Source organism: Allobosea sp. (assembly GCF_036675845.1).
Classification (GTDB): domain Bacteria; phylum Pseudomonadota; class Alphaproteobacteria; order Rhizobiales; family Beijerinckiaceae; genus Allobosea.
This window is the reverse complement of the sequence record NZ_JAKFED010000193.1, coordinates 1-14,522: the sequence shown is the minus strand read 5'-3', so window position 1 is coordinate 14,522 and position 14,522 is coordinate 1. Positions and strand designations below refer to the sequence as shown.

Here is a 14,522-nt window from a genome sequence, read left to right as displayed (position 1 = left end):
GGCGCCCGGGATTACGGGCAGGCGCGAACCACGCCGCCGGTGGCGATATAGGTGCCGGTCTCGGGGTCGTAGGTGCGGAAGCGGCGCGAGCAATAGGCGATCGCGTCGGCATCCGGCGAAGCGTAGACCGGGCCGCGATAGACCGGGACCGGCTCGGCATAGACCGGGCCGGGCGCCAGCAGGGCGCCGGCGGCAAGGGCGCCGATGGCGCCTGCGGCGATGCCCGCGCCGACCGCGGCGCCGCGGTTATAGCGATAGCCACGACCGTAGTAGCCGCCGCGATAGCCGTAGCGCGGGCCATAGCGGCGGTACTGGACCGTCTCGACCAGGCCCTCGCTGCCCGCTGTCGCGATGGCGGCGGAGGCCGGGGCCAGCGGTGCGGCGCCGGCCGGGCCGGCGAGAACGAACGCGCCCGCGACGGCGGCTGCGATGATGGTCGTCCTGATCATCGGAAAACTCCTTTTCCTCTCCAACGCGAGAGGAACGCAGACTGTTCCTCCGGGCGGCCGCCACTCTCGTTCGGCGGCGCAATGCCGAATGCACTAATCGCCAAAAGCGGCGAAAATTCAACATTCTCGACGGTTCAGCCGCATTTTCGCTTGCAGTCGACACAACAACGCACCATTTCGCGCTGCACAAGGCGCCCTCCGCGTCCGAATCCCCCCAGAGGTCCCGAACCCGACATGTCGCATCCCGTCGAACCCGCCGGCGCGCTGCCGGTCTCCGCCGCGCTCAGGCCGCTGCCGATGATCATCTTCGCCTCGCGCTGGCTGCAGGTGCCGCTCTATCTCGGCCTGATCGTGGCGCAGTGCGTCTACGTCTTCCTGTTCCTCAAGGAGCTCTGGCACCTCGTCACCCATGCCTTCGACTTCAGCGAGCAGCAGATCATGCTGGTGGTGCTGGGCCTGATCGACGTGGTGATGATCTCCAACCTGCTGATCATGGTGATCGTCGGCGGCTACGAGACCTTCGTCTCGCGCCTGAAGCTGCAGAACCATCCGGACCAGCCGGAATGGCTCAGCCACGTCAACGCCTCGGTCCTCAAGATCAAGCTCGCCATGGCGATCATCGGCATCTCGTCGATCCACCTGCTGCGCACCTTCATCGAGGCCGGCAATATCGGCATCGCCGGGCGCACGGCGAATTACACCGAGATCGGCGTCATCCTGCAGACGGTGATCCACACCGTCTTCATCCTATCGGCGATCGGCATCGCCTGGGTCGACAAGATGACGGTGCCCGCCGGCAAGGGGCATTGAGCGGGCCAAGGCTCGTCATGCTCGGGCTCGGCCCGAGCATCTCTTGCCGGATGAGGCTCCAATCGAGCTCTTCTCGTCACAGGATTCTCGGGTCGGCGCTCCGCTTCGCCCGAGAATGACGGGCCACTAGCCCCGCGCGCGGCGGGGCGGGATGCCCTTGAGCTGCGGCGCCGCCAGGCCGGGCGCGGTCTCGACGCCGAGCGTCGGCAAGGCGAGCGTGCGCTGGCCGCGGAAGTCGACATGGCAGACGAGCAGCCCGCGCTCCTCGATATAGCCGATCAGCCGGCGCGCCCGGCTCGGCGAATGGCTGCCATAGGCCTCGGCGAGCTCGGCGTCGGAGGGGCAGGGCGCGGTCTCGATCGCGGCGCGGGCGATGAACAGGAAGAGCCCGTGCAGGTCCTCCGGCAGGGTCTCCGCCGCCGCCAGCGCCTTTTCCCAGGCCTCCGAGGACTGCACTGCCTCGCTCGCGCCGGCGCGGCCGACGGCGAGGCGCTTGCGGAAGGCCTCGAGCCCGGTCTCCGGCCCGCCGAGCCGGCGCATCCGGCAGCGCACGGTGAAGTCCTGATAGAGCACGGCGACCGGCCGGTCGCGCGATTCCGGGTCCTCGAGCAGTTCGCGCAGGATCGTGGCGAGTGCCTCCTCGCGCTCAGCCGAGTCCATCTCGATCTCCGGCTCCGGCGCAGGGGCGGGCGGCTGATGGCTCTCGATCCGGCGGATGATCTCGGGGGCGACCACCGGGCGCGGGCGCGGCTGGCGCGGCCAGGGAGCCGGGGCGGTCTCGCCCTCACCGGCGGTGAAGATCAGCTTGCTGGCGTCCTCCGGCGCCTGCTCGGGCAAGGGCAGCAGGCTCGGCGCGCCGCCGCGATCGACCGAGGCGACCGCGCCGATGCGGATCGGCAAGGGCCGCTTCGACAAGGCCGGGCCGAGCGCCACGAACTGGCCGCGCTCGAGGTCGCGGAACATCTCGGCCTGGCGCCGGTCCATGCCGAGCAGGTCGGCGGCGCGCTGCATGTCGATGTCGAGGAAAGTGCGGCCCATCAGGAAGTTCGAGGCCTCGGCCGCGACGTTCTTGGCGAGCTTGGCGAGGCGCTGCGTCGCGATCACCCCGGCGAGCCCGCGCTTGCGGCCGCGGCACATCAGATTGGTCATGGCGCCGAGCGAGAGCCGGCGCGCCTCGTCGGAAGCCTCGCCCGCCATCACCGGCGCGAAGAGCTGCGCCTCGTCGACGACGACCAGCATCGGGTACCAGCAGGACCGATCGACCTCGAACAGCCCGCCGAGGAAGGCGGCGGTGGCGCGCAGCTGCTCGTCGGCGTCGAGCTCCTCGAGATTGAGCACCACCGAGACCCGGTGCTGGCGCACCCGCAGCGCGATCCTCTGCAACTCGACCGGGCTTGCCGTGCCGTCGACCACGACATGGCCGAACTGGTCGGCGAGCGAGACGAAATCGCCTTCCGGGTCGATGACCGCCTGCTGGACCAGCGGCGCGCTCTGCTCGAGCAAGCGGCGCAGCAAATGCGATTTTCCCGAGCCGGAATTGCCCTGCACCAGGAGCCGCGTCGCCAGCAATTCGGCGAGATCGAGCTCAGCGGGCTCGCCGCTGCGCGTCGAGCCCATGTCGATGCCAGTCTTCATGCCGGGAAATGCGTGCCTTCGATCCTTCCGGGCCAGCCCTCAGGGGCGGGTCCGTTGCCCGTCTAGCACAGGGCAGGGCGGTCACGACGCGCCGCGGGCCGGCATCCACAGCAAATGGCGAGCGCCTCAGCGCGGGCAGCCATAGGCGCGTTCCTCGCGCTGGAGCCAGGCGATCTGCTCGCGCTGGCGGGCCGAGAGCGGGACTTCGTTGACGTCGTCATACTGGCAGCCGGCATTGCCGAAGGCGCGGATGCCGCGCTGGGTGCGGAAGCAGTAGCCCTGCGCCTTGTAGATCTCGTTGCGCTGGTACCAGAGCGCTTCGCAGCTCTGGGCCGCGGCCGGCGTCGGGGCGCAGAGCAGGGGCAAGGCGAGGCCGATGGCGGTGGCTGTGGCGAGCAGGACGGGCTTCGACATGGCGGGCCTCGCGGTTTCGAGCGGCATTGTGATCTCTCTTGTGCGCGCGACAAGGGCTTTCGCCTTGGTTTTTGGCTTCCTGCCATGCCTGCATCACGATCATGCGGCAAAGCGCGCTGGCAAAGCTGTGAATTGACGGCTCGCCCCGCTCTGGACGACAAGAACCGCCGGACGACAAGAACCGAAGGTCATGAAAGCCGCCCGACCCCTCTTCTCGCGTCGATCGCCGCCCCGGAGCCTGTCGCCTTGCGCGCGTCGTCGCGTCGCCGCGGCCCTTGGCGGGGTGCTGGCTGCCGCCCTGCCGGCGACCGCCGAGGCGCAGAAGCGTTCGGTCGCGCTGATCCGCGACGCCGAGATCGAGCAATTGCTGCGCGACTATGCGGCGCCGATCTTCAAGGCCGCCGGGATCAATGCCGGCGCCACCCGAATCATCCTGATCAACGACCGCGCCTTCAACGCCTTCGTCGCCGACGGCAAGTCGATCTTCGTCAATATCGGCGTGCTGCTCGACGCCGCGACGCCGAACGAGGTCATCGGCGTGCTGGCCCATGAGAGCGGCCACCTCGCCGGCGGCCATCTCGCCCGCCTGCGCCAGGAGATCCAGGGCGCGCAGATCCTTTCCATCGCCGGCCTGCTCGCCGGGGCCGGCGCGGTCGTCGCCGGCGCGCGCGGCGGCGGCAGCTCGATCGGCGGGGCCGGGATCGGCGCCATAGGCGCGCTCACCGGGCCGCAGGAACTGGTGCGGCGCTCGCTGCTCGCCTATCAGCGCTCCGAGGAACAGGCGGCCGACCGGGCGGCGGTGCGCTATCTCGGCGCCGCCGGGATGTCGGCCAAGGGCATGCTCACCGTGTTCGGCCGTTTCGCCGAGAACAGCGCCTTCCTGACGCGGACGATCGACCCCTATACGATCAGCCATCCGATGCCGACCGAGCGCGTCGCCCAGCTCGAGACGCTGGCCAGGGCCAGCCCGCATTTCAACAAGCTCGACCCGCCGGCGCTGCAGGCGCGGCACGACCTGATGCGGGCCAAGCTGATGGGGTTCGTCGAGCGCCAATCGGGCGTGGCGCGGCGCTATGGCATGGCCGATCGCTCCGATGCCGCGCGCTATGCCCGCGCCATCAGCGACTATCGCTCGGGCCGGATGACGCAGGCGCTGGCGGCGATGGACGAGCTCATCGCCGAGCAGCCGCGCAATCCCTATTTCCTCGAGCTGAAGGGCCAGGCGCTGCTCGAGGCCGGCCGCGCCCGCGAGGCGGTGCCGGTGCTGCGCCAGGCCGTTTCGCTGGCGCCGCAGGCCGGGCTGATCCGGCAGATGCTCGGCCATGCGCTGCTTTCGACCGGCGATCGCGGGCTGCTCGACGAGGCGATCCGCGAATTGTCGAATGCGGCGCTGCGCGAGCGGGAGTCGGCCGAGGTCCATCAGCATCTCTCGAATGCCTATGCGGCCAGGGGCAATATCGCCATGGCCGAGCTCTCGGCGGCGCAATATGCCTTCGCCAAGGGCGACTGGACGGTCGCGCATACGCAGGCCAGCCGGGCGCTCGGCAAATTGCCGCAGGGCTCGCCCGCGGCACTGCGCGCCCGCGACATCGTCGACTATGTTCCTCCCGACAAGCAACGCTAGCGTGCCCCTCGGCCGCGGCCCCGAAAGGACTTTCTCCATGTTGTTTCTCCCGCTTCGCCGCCTGGCTCTGGCCGGCCTCGCCGCGGTCACGCTCGGCCTCGGCGCCATGCCGGCAAAGGCTCAGGCCCAGGCGCTGTCACCCGACCAGCGCAAGGCGGTGATCGAGCTCGTCCGCGAGACGCTGCTGAAGAACCCCGAACTGATCCAGGAGGCGCTGGTCGAGCTCGAGCGGCGCAACCAGGTCGCCCAGGTCGAGGCGCAGCGCAACGCGCTTTCGGCCGAGAAGGCGAGCCTGACCGACCCCGCGACCTCGGTCATCGCCGGCAATCCGCAGGGCGACGTCACCATCGTCGAGTTCATGGATTACAATTGCGGCTTCTGCAAAAGGGCGATGGAAGACGTCCGCACCCTCGCCAAGGACGATCCGAAGCTCAAGGTGGTGATCAAGGACTTCCCGATCCTCGGGCCGGATTCGGTCGAGGCCAGCCGGGTCGCCATCGCCGCCAAGGCCCAGCTCCAGGGCCAGAAATACTGGGAGTTCCACCTCAAGCTGATGGGCACCAAGGGCCGCATCAACGGCGCCAAGGCAATGGAGATCGCCAGGGAGGCCGGCGCCGATGTCGAGCGCCTGAAGAAGGAGATGGAATCGCCCGCCACCCGCGCCGCGATCGAGCAGACGGTGGCGCTCGGCGACCGGCTCGGGCTGACCGGCACGCCGGCCTTCATCATCGGCGACGAGGTGGTGTTCGGCGCCGTCGGCGTTGCCGCGCTGAAGCAGAAAATCGAATCGGTCCGCAAATGCGGCAAGGCGACCTGCAGCGGTTGAGGCCACGGACGTCATCGCGAGGAGTGAAGCGGCGAAGCGATCCAGAGGGTCTCTCGATGCTCTGGATTGCTTCGCTTCGCTCGCAATGACGGCCGAAACGCCCCCTTCGCCCTTTTCCTATCCCGCCGTTCCGGTTAAGACGCGCCAACATCGCGAAACCGCCGGGTCGATCCGGCGCTGTCCTTTCGCATTTGCACTTTCCCTTCGGGACCTGCCGTCCCGCCCATCGAGATCACGAAGACGGTGAAATCCGCCATGGCGACCAAGAGCCCCATCGATCCGGAACTGGTGCGCGAGATGGCGCAACTGATCAACGAAACGGACCTGACCGAGATCGAGGTGCAGAAGGGCGATCTGCGCATCCGCGTGGCACGCACCATCACCGCGACCGTGATGGCGCCGGTCGCAGCCGCGCCGGCCCTGGCCGCGGCGCCTGCGCCGGTGGCCGCCGCGCCGCTCGAGGCCAAGGCCGCCGCCGCTCATCCCGGCACGGTGAACTCGCCGATGGTCGGCACCGCCTATCGCCGGCCGTCGCCCGAGGCCAAGCCCTTCATCGAGATCGGCCAGGAGGTGAAGGCGGGCGAGCGCGTGCTGCTCGTCGAGGCGATGAAGACCTTCAACGACATCGTCGCGCCGCGCGCCGGCAAGGTCATGGCTATCTTCATCGAGGACGGCCAGCCGGTCGAATACGGCGAACCCCTGCTGGTGATCGAGTGAGGATCCATCCGGGCGGGAGCGGGCTGAAGATGTTCGACAAGATCCTGATCGCCAATCGCGGCGAGATCGCCCTGCGGGTGCTGCGCGCCGCCAAGGAGCTCGGCATCGCCACCGTCGCCGTGCATTCGACCGCCGATGCCAACGCCATGCATGTGCGCCTCGCCGACGAGAGCGTCTGCATCGGCCCGCCGCCGGCGCGCGAGAGCTATCTCAACATCCCGGCCCTGATCGCGGCCTGCGAGATCACCGGCGCCGACGCGGTCCATCCGGGCTATGGCTTTCTCTCCGAGAACGCCCGCTTCGCCGAGATCCTGGAGCGGCACAACATCGCCTTCATCGGCCCCAAGGCGGAGCATATCCGCAGCATGGGCGACAAGATCGAGGCCAAGCGCACCGCAAAGCGCCTCGGCATCCCCTGCGTGCCGGGCTCGGAGGGCGGGGTTTCCGACGATGACGAGGCGCTGCGCATCGCCCGCGAGATCGGTTTTCCCGTCATCATCAAGGCGGCTTCCGGCGGCGGCGGGAAGGGCATGAAGGTCGTGCGCAATGCGGACGACATGTCCGTCGCGCTTTCCACGGCACGCAGCGAAGCCAAGGCCAATTTCGGCGACGACGCGGTCTATATCGAGAAATATCTCGAGCGGCCGCGCCATATCGAGATCCAGGTGCTCGGCGACGGCCAGGGCCGGGCGATCCATCTCGGCGAGCGTGACTGCTCGCTGCAGCGCCGCCACCAGAAAGTCTGGGAGGAGGGGCCGTCCCCGGCCCTCAACGCCGGCGAGCGCGACCGGATCGGCAATGTCTGCGCCAAGGCGATGGCCGATCTCGGCTATCTCGGCGCCGGCACGATCGAGTTCCTCTACGAGGATGGCGAGTTCTATTTCATCGAGATGAACACGCGCATCCAGGTCGAGCATCCGGTGACCGAGATGATCACCGGCATCGACCTGGTCAACGAGCAGATCCGCATCGCCGCCGGCGCCGCGCTCTCGATCCGGCAGGAGGACGTCGTCATCGAGGGCCATGCCATCGAATGCCGCGTCAATGCCGAGCACCCCTCGACCTTCCGGCCCTCGCCGGGCAGGATCGCCTCGTTCCACACGCCGGGCGGGCTCGGCGTGCGCGTCGATTCGGCGGCCTATCAGGGCTATGTCATCCCGCCGCATTATGATTCGCTGGTCGGCAAGCTGATCGTGCACGGCCGCAACCGGGCCGAATGCCTGATGCGGCTGCGCCGCTCGCTCGACGAGTTCGTCGTCGACGGGGTCGACACCACCCTGCCGCTGTTCCGCACGCTGGTGCGCAATCACGACATCCTGAACGGCGACTACAACATCCACTGGCTGGAGAAATTCCTGGCCAATGGCGGCATGGAGCCGCCGGCAGAGGGGTGAGCGGCCCCACACCGTCATGCTCGGGCTTGACCCGAGCATCTCAGGCCGGAAGGGCGCTTCATCCTGCAAGAGATTCTCGGGTCGGCGCTTCGCTTCGCCCGAGAATGACGGCTACCGTTTGACACGCTCCCGCACCCGCGCTCCCATCAGCCCATGAAGGCCCGTTCCACCCCCGTGCGCGCGCCGGCGATCACGCCCGAGATCCTGCTGCGCGCCTATGCCGCCGGCGTGTTCCCGATGGCCGAGAGCGCCGACGATCCCGGCCTGTTCTGGGTCGAGCCGGAGCTTCGCGGCATCATCCCGCTCGATGCCTTCCATCTGCCGGGGCGGCTCAGGCGCACCGTCCGCTCCGACCGCTTCGAGATCCGTGTCGACCACGCCTTCGAGCCGGTGATCGCCGCTTGCGCCGAAAGCCGGCCGGACCGCGAGGAGACCTGGATCAACCGCCGCATCCGGGCGCTGTATGGCGAGCTCTTCGCGCTGGGCTATGCCCATACCGTCGAGTGCTGGCGCGAGGACCGACTCGTCGGCGGGCTCTACGGGCTGGCGCTGGGCGGCGCCTTCTTCGGCGAGAGCATGTTCCATCGCGAGACCGACGCCTCCAAGGTGGCGTTGGTGCATCTCGTGGCGCGGCTCAGGCGCGGCGGCTACCGGCTGCTCGATGCGCAGTTCCAGACGGCGCATCTCGCCCAGTTCGGCACGCGCGAACTGCCGCGCGAGGCCTATCGGGCGCTGCTGGAGCCGGCCATCGCCAGCGAGGCGCAGTGGTGGAGCTGGCCGGCGGGCCAGGCCGTCGGCGGAGACGAGGCGCTGGCGGAACTGGGCGGCTAGCTCCGCGTCGCAGGCGATGCGGCAGTCATAAGCGGCAGCGAAGCGCGACGCGGGAGGGGCTTGACGTTGGCGGTTTCACGCAACATATGAAGTTGCATGAAACGCGACAGTCGATTGTCAGGGGTACTGCACGTCCTTTTGCACATGGCGGAGCAGGATGGTCCTGTCACCTCCGATATCCTCGCCAGAGCGATGGCGACCAATCCGGTGGTGATCCGGCGGATCATGGCCGGCCTGCGTGACCAAGGCTATGTCCGCTCGGAGAAGGGGCATGGCGGCGGCTGGACGCTGGCCTGCGATCTTTCGAAAGTGACCTTGCGCGACATCTACGCCGCGCTCGGCAGCCCTTCCCTGTTTGCCGTCGGCAATCGGACGGAGGCGCCCGGATGCCTCGTCGAGCAGGCGGTGAATGCCGCGCTCGATCAGGCCTTCGAGGATGCGGAAGCGCTGCTGCTGGCGCGCCTTGGCCAAGTCACGCTCGCCATGTTGAGCGCCGGCTTCCATGAGGGCCTGGTTGCCCGCGGCGGTCATCATGACCTGGAGTCGGCCCATGCCTCCTGACGACGGCTGTCGCGGCGCTGCGGCGCCGGTTTGTCACCGGGCCATGGCCGGCCGGGCCGCGCGCCTGACATGGCGTGTCGTCCCGGCGCGCCTGACCGCCCCGTCCAATTCCGGCCAGCAACGAAGGAGGCGCGCGTCGTGAGCGAACTTTTGGCTCCATTCTCCGATCCCGATGCGGTCGCCCGCTATGCCGAGGGGCCGCCACGCTTCGTGCCCGGCTTTTACGATCTGCATCGGATGACCGGCATCCTGTTGGCGGAGCGCGCTCCGGCAGATGCCCGGGTGCTCGTGCTGGGGGCCGGCGGCGGGCTCGAACTGAAGGCCCTGGCGCAAGCGTACCGGGGCTGGGCGTTCGATGGCGTCGATCCGGCCGCCGAAATGCTGAAGCTGGCCGGGCAGACGCTCGGGCCGCTCGGCGCGCGGGTGCGGCTTCACAAGGGCTATATCGAGGACGCGCCGGAAGGGCCGTTCGATGCGGCGACATGTCTGTTGACCTTGCACTTCCTGGCGCCCGAGGAGCGGCAGCGCACGGCGAGCGAGATTCGGCGGCGTCTCAGGCCAGGCGCGCCCTTCGTCGCCGCTCATGCCAGCTTTCCGCAGAGCGAAAGCGAACGCGGGCTCTGGCTGTCGCGTTATGCTGCCTTCGCCAGCGCCGCCGGGGCCGATCCGGCCAAGGCGGAGAACGCCCGCGCGGCGGTCGAGGCGCATCTCGACCTGCTCAGCCCCGAACAGGACGAAGCGATCCTGCGCGCTGCCGGGTTTTCGGAGGTCAGCCTGTTCTATACCGGGTTCAGTTTCCGGGGCTGGGTCGCCTATGCCTGACCGCTCCGTCGTCGCGGCTCAGTTGCTGCCGGCCGGGTCGCGGCCGCCGGGGACCGGGTTGGTCGGGAAGAAGCGCTGCGTCGGGGCGCGCGGCTGCACCGGCACGCCCTGCGGCGGGGCGACGTCGATGCGCTGGTTGCCGCCGGGCGGCGTCTCGCGCGCCGGGCGCACCGGCCGCTCGCGCTTCTGCTCGGCGTTCGGCGGCGGGGCGGCCTCAGGCTCCTTCGGGTCGACCACCAGCTCGGTGCCGCCTTTGCAGTCGGTCAGCCAGACATCGTAGATCGCGTGCTCGACGCCGTGCAGGCCGGGGCTCGCCGCATACATCCAGCCGGTGAAGATCCGCCGGTATTCGTTGTTGAAGGTGACCTCGTCGACCTCGGTGAAGGTCGTCGTCTGCGGCGCCTCGGTCGGCGGCCGGGTCCAGCAGACGCGCGGCGTCAGTTGCAGCGCGCCGAACTGCACGGTCTCGTCGATCGCGACCTCGAAGGAGATGATCCGCCCGGTGATCTTGTCGAGCCCGGCGAAGACCGCGATCGGGTTGCGGACACGGTCGGCCCTGGCAGGCGCGGCCAGCGCGAGCACGGCGCCGGACAGGGCGGCAAAAGCGAGGACTCTGCGAAGCGAGGGCATGCGGCTTAGCGATTCTCTTACAGCGCGGCGCGGCCGCGACGGCGCGGAGTAGCACGGCAATCGCAGCGGAAAAAGGGCGGAAGCCGCCGAGGCCGCCCGAGACCGGTCCCGACACAAAAATGCTCTTGCGATCTATTCGCAACTGAATATCTTGCGAATAGATCGCAATTGCAGATGGGGGGCGTGATGGACGCGCGTGTCGGCAGGCCGCTGCCCGGCTGGCGCGGCGAGCGGGGCGAGGCCTCCCTCTCCGATGTCCACCGCTCGATCGCCGTCCGTCCGACGGGTCCCGGCTGGCGGCGGGCCGCGGCGTTCGTCGGCCCGGGCTATCTCGTCGCCGTCGGCTATATGGACCCCGGCAACTGGGCGACCTCGCTCGCCGGCGGCTCGAAGTTCGGCTACACGCTGCTCGTCGTCGCGCTCGTCTCCAACATCATGGCGATCGTGCTGCAATCGCTGTGCGCGCGCCTCGCCATCGCTTCGGGGCGCGACCTGGCCCAGGCCTGCCGCGACGCCTTCCCGAAGCCGGTCGCCTATGGCCTGTGGTTCCTGGCCGAGATCGCGATCATCGCCACCGACATCGCCGAGGTGATCGGCACGGCGATCGGCCTCAACCTGATCTTCGGCATCCCGCTCGAGCTCGGCGTCATCATCACGGCGCTCGACGTCTTCCTGATCCTCTATCTGCAGAAGCTCGGCTTCCGCTGGGTCGAGGCGCTGGTGATCACGCTGCTCGGCGTCATCGCCATCTGCTTTGCGATCCAGATCGCGCTCGCCGACCCGGATTGGGGCCAGGTCGTCCGCGGCTTCGCGCCGACCACGGAGATCGTCCGCAACCCGGAGATGCTCTATCTCGCGCTCGGCATCCTCGGCGCGACGGTGATGCCGCATAACCTCTATCTGCACTCGGGCATCGTGCAGACGCGGGCCTATGGCGAGAGCCTGCCGGAGAAGCGCCAGGCGCTGAAATACGCCACCATCGATTCGACGGTGGCGCTGATGTTCGCGCTGACGATCAACGCCTCGATCCTGATCCTGGCGGCGGCGACCTTCCACAAGACCGGCCAGACCGGGGTCGCCGAGCTCGGCGACGCCCACAAGCTGCTCGGCCCGCTGCTCGGGCTGGCGATCGCCCCGACCCTGTTCGGCATCGCGCTGCTCTGCTGCGGCATCAACTCGACGGTGACCGCGACGCTCGCGGGCCAGATCGTGATGGAGGGTTTCCTGAAGATCAAGCTGCCGCCCTGGCTGCGCCGGCTGATCACCCGCGGCATCGCCATCATCCCGGCGGCGGCGGTGACGATCTGGTATGGCGACAGCGGCACGGCGCGCCTCCTGATCCTGACCCAGGTGGTGCTCAGCCTGCAGCTCTCCTTCGCCGTCTTCCCGCTGGTGATGTTCACCGCCAGCAAGGCGAAGATGGGCGAGCTCGTCGCGCCGCGCTGGCTGATCGCCTTCGCCTTGCTGATCGCGGTCGTGATCGCGGCGCTGAACGTCAAGCTGCTGGTCGATTTTGCCAGCGGGGCATGACGCCGAGCCGGGAATCCGAAGACACGGTGCCTTCCGTATGGCCGGCCTTCCGCGATGGTCGGCCTTGCGTCGACCATCCACGTCTTCACTGGCCGAAGGCGGTGTTCAAGACGTGGATGCTCGCCACAAGGGCGAGCAGGACGGTAGCGTCAGCGCCCCGGCGTCCAGGCCTCGTAGTCGCCGGTTGCCGGCGGGCGCTCGTTCTCGGCCAGGGTCGAGCCGGCCGGGCGATAGGCGAGGGCGGTGCCGGTGTGGTTGGGCTGGTGCGGCTGCTCCCACTCGCGAGCCGCGTATTTCTCCTCGGAGGGCGCGACGTCGACGGTGTGGTGCAGCCAGCCGTTCCAGCCGGGCGGAATCATCGAGGCCTCGGCCGGGCCGTTATAGACGACCCAACGGCGCTGGATGCCGAGCGCCTTGTCCTTGGCGCCGCCCTTGGTGCGATAATAGACGTTGCCGAACTCGTCCGCGCCGACACGCTCGCCGAAGCGCCAGGTGTGGAAACGCGTGCCGATGGTCTGGCCGTTCCACCAGGTAAAGATCTGAAGCAGGGTCTGTTTCATCGCTCAGGTCCGGGGGCGTTCGGGCTCGCGCGACTTATGGCGGCGCCGGGCCGGGCTGTCCAGTGCGGCCGCTTGGCACGCATCCGACATCCTGTTCAGCGCAGCAGCGAGCGCGCGGTCGGCACGAGCCGCACGAGTTCAGGCGCGCGCCCGGCCTGCGTCGCCGCAAGCGCTGCGGGGAAAGCGCGGAGCGCCGCTTCGAGCGCCGCCTGGTCGTCGGTGTCGCGCGGGCGCACCAGCGTGACCGCGACGCATTCGCCCTCGCGCACCGGCAGGCGCGGAAAGCCGTTCTCGCTGCGATCCGTGACGAGGCTGGCGAGCACGTCGCCGCCGGCGACGCGGGCCGCCTCCGCCACCGCAGCGGCGAGCGAGGCCGCATGCTCGTCTGGCGTGTCCGGCTGCAGATGGTGAAGGGTCAGCAGGAAGACCGTGCCCGCGCCCGTGCCCGGATCGGGCGTCCCGGCCGGCGGGCGCTTTGACCTGCCCGCGCCGAAGCCGGCTTCCGGCCGCGCCGGCTTCAGCAGCAGCACGTCGTCCCAGGCGAGCATGTTCTCGTTCGCAGCCGGGCCGTGCTCCGCCCAGACCGGTCCGCCATAGAAGGCGGGCAGCGCGCGGTTGCGGCGCTCATGATCGGCGAAGCCGCGGAACCAGACGAACTGGTCGGGTGCGGCGAGATCGCGGAACTGGCAGGCGACGCTCATCCCGGCCGCTTCCTGGGTCTCGACGAGGTGGGTGTCGAAGACGGAGATCAGCGTCTCGCGCATTCCCGGCTTGAGGGTGTAGCGGCGGAGTTCGAAGACAGCATCGTCGTCGCGAGGGGCGTCGGTCATGGCTTGCGGGATCCGGAGGTTGCGTCGCCTGCTCGGTTAGGACCGGCGGACGACCGAATTCGTCAGCAGCCTGCCGCTGCTGGAGGACGGCAACACGATTCGGCCATGATTCGAAGGCGCGGCGCCTGAGGCGCCCGTCCGCCCTGGAAGCGCCAAGCGCACGCGGATTCAAGCACTTGCGGAACTGGCCGCAGACAGTGCTTCCGGTCGTGGCGCTGCCGCCACGAAATTAACCTTTCGACAACCATGATCCGGCGGATTTTAGCGGTTCCGTCCCAGCCCCAGCACAGGCATGCTCGCCGGCGGCGCGATTCCCCATGCGATTCCCATGGCTTAGCGGGCGCCTTGAAACTTATCCCCATAACTCACATCTACCTACCACATGTCGTATCCACACTCTTTGTGGTGCACTAATCCTTGACGCGGCGGCCCGTTCGGGACTAAATTTTGACCGTCGCGTGACGGCTGGCGGAGACGCCTTCGATCCCCGCGAATGAGTTCCCAGACGGGTCGAAGCGATCACCGCGGCGCGCCAGCTATGGCGACGGCGAACGGCGATTTGCGGCCCGGATGGCCGCAACCGGAGTTTCGACGGCGGGAGCACACCGCCGCGGGATCCAGGGGCATCAAACCGAGTTGGGCTGACATCAGGAGCCGGTGAGCAACCGGCCGCGCGAGGCTTCCCTAGCCCGCGGCAAGCATTGGGGACGAAGCATATGCGCATCGAGCGCCGCCATACCGCCGCCGGCCAGTCGCCCTATACGACGATTCCGTTCCGTTCGGCCGTCAGCGAGATCCGCAATCCCGACGGCTCGATCGTGTTCCGGCTCGAGGGCATCGAGGTGCCCGATTCCTGGTCGCAGGTGGCGAGCGACGTGCTCGCGCAGAA

Annotated in this window: 16 protein-coding genes; 10 read left to right on the top strand and 6 right to left on the bottom strand. The window is 68.8% G+C overall.

The window, feature by feature from the left end; translation table 11 throughout:
* Window positions 1-11: 11 nt before the first annotated feature.
* The gene (locus V6M56_RS20535; RefSeq protein ID WP_332686476.1) at window positions 12-449 is read right to left on the bottom strand and encodes a BA14K family protein; all 438 of its coding nucleotides are present in this window, start codon (window positions 447-449) and stop codon (window positions 12-14) included.
* Window positions 450-683: 234 nt separating this feature from the next.
* Between V6M56_RS20535 and V6M56_RS20530 the strand changes: the two genes are divergently transcribed.
* Entirely contained in the window at window positions 684-1,259 is a 576-nt protein-coding gene (locus V6M56_RS20530; protein WP_332686474.1) for a TIGR00645 family protein, read from the top strand.
* A 126-nt stretch (window positions 1,260-1,385) separates the two neighbouring features.
* Here V6M56_RS20530 and V6M56_RS20525 read toward each other — a convergent pair whose 3' ends face one another.
* Both V6M56_RS20525 and V6M56_RS20520 read right to left on the bottom strand, forming a co-directional pair.
* Window positions 1,386-2,894 (bottom strand): ATP-binding protein, encoded by a 1,509-nt coding sequence (locus V6M56_RS20525; protein WP_332686472.1) that lies wholly within the window; start codon window positions 2,892-2,894, stop codon window positions 1,386-1,388.
* Between the two features lie 126 nt (window positions 2,895-3,020).
* Window positions 3,021-3,308 (bottom strand): YARHG domain-containing protein, encoded by a 288-nt coding sequence (locus V6M56_RS20520; protein WP_332686470.1) that lies wholly within the window; start codon window positions 3,306-3,308, stop codon window positions 3,021-3,023.
* 283 nt (window positions 3,309-3,591) lie between these two features.
* Here V6M56_RS20520 and V6M56_RS20515 point away from each other — a divergent pair, with 283 nt between their 5' ends.
* The 7 genes from V6M56_RS20515 (at window position 3,592) to V6M56_RS20485 (ending at window position 10,083) form a co-directional block, all read left to right on the top strand.
* The gene (locus tag V6M56_RS20515; protein ID WP_332686469.1) at window positions 3,592-4,932 is read left to right on the top strand and encodes a M48 family metalloprotease; all 1,341 of its coding nucleotides are present in this window, start codon (window positions 3,592-3,594) and stop codon (window positions 4,930-4,932) included.
* A 37-nt stretch (window positions 4,933-4,969) separates the two neighbouring features.
* Window positions 4,970-5,758, top strand: a complete 789-nt coding sequence (locus V6M56_RS20510; RefSeq protein ID WP_332686467.1) for a DsbA family protein — start codon at window positions 4,970-4,972, stop codon at window positions 5,756-5,758.
* 255 nt (window positions 5,759-6,013) lie between these two features.
* The gene (accB, locus tag V6M56_RS20505; RefSeq protein WP_332686465.1) at window positions 6,014-6,475 is read left to right on the top strand and encodes an acetyl-CoA carboxylase biotin carboxyl carrier protein; all 462 of its coding nucleotides are present in this window, start codon (window positions 6,014-6,016) and stop codon (window positions 6,473-6,475) included.
* Between the two features lie 29 nt (window positions 6,476-6,504).
* Window positions 6,505-7,869, top strand: a complete 1,365-nt coding sequence (gene accC, locus V6M56_RS20500; RefSeq protein WP_332686463.1) for an acetyl-CoA carboxylase biotin carboxylase subunit — start codon at window positions 6,505-6,507, stop codon at window positions 7,867-7,869.
* Window positions 7,870-8,022: 153 nt separating this feature from the next.
* A complete protein-coding gene (gene aat, locus V6M56_RS20495; RefSeq protein ID WP_332686461.1) occupies window positions 8,023-8,700 on the top strand; it encodes a leucyl/phenylalanyl-tRNA--protein transferase in 678 nt (225 codons plus the stop codon).
* Between the two features lie 96 nt (window positions 8,701-8,796).
* Complete coding sequence (locus tag V6M56_RS20490; protein WP_332686459.1) at window positions 8,797-9,261, top strand: Rrf2 family transcriptional regulator; 465 nt, start codon at window positions 8,797-8,799, stop codon at window positions 9,259-9,261.
* Between the two features lie 138 nt (window positions 9,262-9,399).
* Window positions 9,400-10,083, top strand: coding sequence for a class I SAM-dependent methyltransferase (locus V6M56_RS20485; protein ID WP_332686457.1), 684 nt, complete (start codon window positions 9,400-9,402; stop codon window positions 10,081-10,083).
* Between the two features lie 18 nt (window positions 10,084-10,101).
* On the opposite strand, the gene V6M56_RS20480 is transcribed toward V6M56_RS20485, so the two are convergent.
* Window positions 10,102-10,713, bottom strand: coding sequence for a DUF2155 domain-containing protein (locus V6M56_RS20480; protein WP_332686455.1), 612 nt, complete (start codon window positions 10,711-10,713; stop codon window positions 10,102-10,104).
* 186 nt (window positions 10,714-10,899) lie between these two features.
* Between V6M56_RS20480 and V6M56_RS20475 the strand changes: the two genes are divergently transcribed.
* Window positions 10,900-12,243, top strand: a complete 1,344-nt coding sequence (locus V6M56_RS20475) for an Nramp family divalent metal transporter (protein ID WP_332686453.1) — start codon at window positions 10,900-10,902, stop codon at window positions 12,241-12,243.
* Window positions 12,244-12,392: 149 nt separating this feature from the next.
* Here the strand turns inward: V6M56_RS20475 and V6M56_RS20470 are convergent, their stop codons facing one another.
* Both V6M56_RS20470 and V6M56_RS20465 read right to left on the bottom strand, forming a co-directional pair.
* The gene (locus V6M56_RS20470; protein WP_332686451.1) at window positions 12,393-12,803 is read right to left on the bottom strand and encodes an NADH:ubiquinone oxidoreductase subunit NDUFA12; all 411 of its coding nucleotides are present in this window, start codon (window positions 12,801-12,803) and stop codon (window positions 12,393-12,395) included.
* Window positions 12,804-12,898: 95 nt separating this feature from the next.
* Window positions 12,899-13,633: an NIPSNAP family protein gene (locus tag V6M56_RS20465; protein WP_332686449.1), complete on the bottom strand. Its 735-nt coding sequence runs from the start codon at window positions 13,631-13,633 to the stop codon at window positions 12,899-12,901.
* 716 nt (window positions 13,634-14,349) lie between these two features.
* On the opposite strand from V6M56_RS20465, the gene V6M56_RS22660 reads away from it, so the two are divergent.
* Window positions 14,350-14,522: hypothetical protein (locus V6M56_RS22660; protein WP_442881204.1), on the top strand; the 173-nt coding region annotated here is incomplete at its 3' end.

Excerpts from the sequence above, each read along its gene's own strand:
- V6M56_RS20480 (WP_332686455.1), bottom strand. The coding sequence starts at position 10,713 with ATGCCCTCGCTTCGCAGAGTCCTCGCTTTTGCCGCCCTGTCCGGCGCC.
- V6M56_RS20510 (WP_332686467.1), top strand. The coding sequence starts at position 4,970 with ATGTTGTTTCTCCCGCTTCGCCGCCTGGCTCTGGCCGGCCTCGCCGCG.
- accC (WP_332686463.1), top strand. The coding sequence starts at position 6,505 with ATGTTCGACAAGATCCTGATCGCCAATCGCGGCGAGATCGCCCTGCGG.
- V6M56_RS20520 (WP_332686470.1), bottom strand. The coding sequence starts at position 3,308 with ATGTCGAAGCCCGTCCTGCTCGCCACAGCCACCGCCATCGGCCTCGCC.
- V6M56_RS20525 (WP_332686472.1), bottom strand. The coding sequence starts at position 2,894 with ATGAAGACTGGCATCGACATGGGCTCGACGCGCAGCGGCGAGCCCGCT.
- V6M56_RS20475 (WP_332686453.1), top strand. The coding sequence starts at position 10,900 with ATGGACGCGCGTGTCGGCAGGCCGCTGCCCGGCTGGCGCGGCGAGCGG.
- V6M56_RS20530 (WP_332686474.1), top strand. The coding sequence starts at position 684 with ATGTCGCATCCCGTCGAACCCGCCGGCGCGCTGCCGGTCTCCGCCGCG.
- accB (WP_332686465.1), top strand. The coding sequence starts at position 6,014 with ATGGCGACCAAGAGCCCCATCGATCCGGAACTGGTGCGCGAGATGGCG.
- V6M56_RS20470 (WP_332686451.1), bottom strand. The coding sequence starts at position 12,803 with ATGAAACAGACCCTGCTTCAGATCTTTACCTGGTGGAACGGCCAGACC.
- V6M56_RS20465 (WP_332686449.1), bottom strand. The coding sequence starts at position 13,633 with ATGACCGACGCCCCTCGCGACGACGATGCTGTCTTCGAACTCCGCCGC.
- aat (WP_332686461.1), top strand. The coding sequence starts at position 8,023 with ATGAAGGCCCGTTCCACCCCCGTGCGCGCGCCGGCGATCACGCCCGAG.
- V6M56_RS20490 (WP_332686459.1), top strand. The coding sequence starts at position 8,797 with ATGAAACGCGACAGTCGATTGTCAGGGGTACTGCACGTCCTTTTGCAC.
- V6M56_RS20535 (WP_332686476.1), bottom strand. The coding sequence starts at position 449 with ATGATCAGGACGACCATCATCGCAGCCGCCGTCGCGGGCGCGTTCGTT.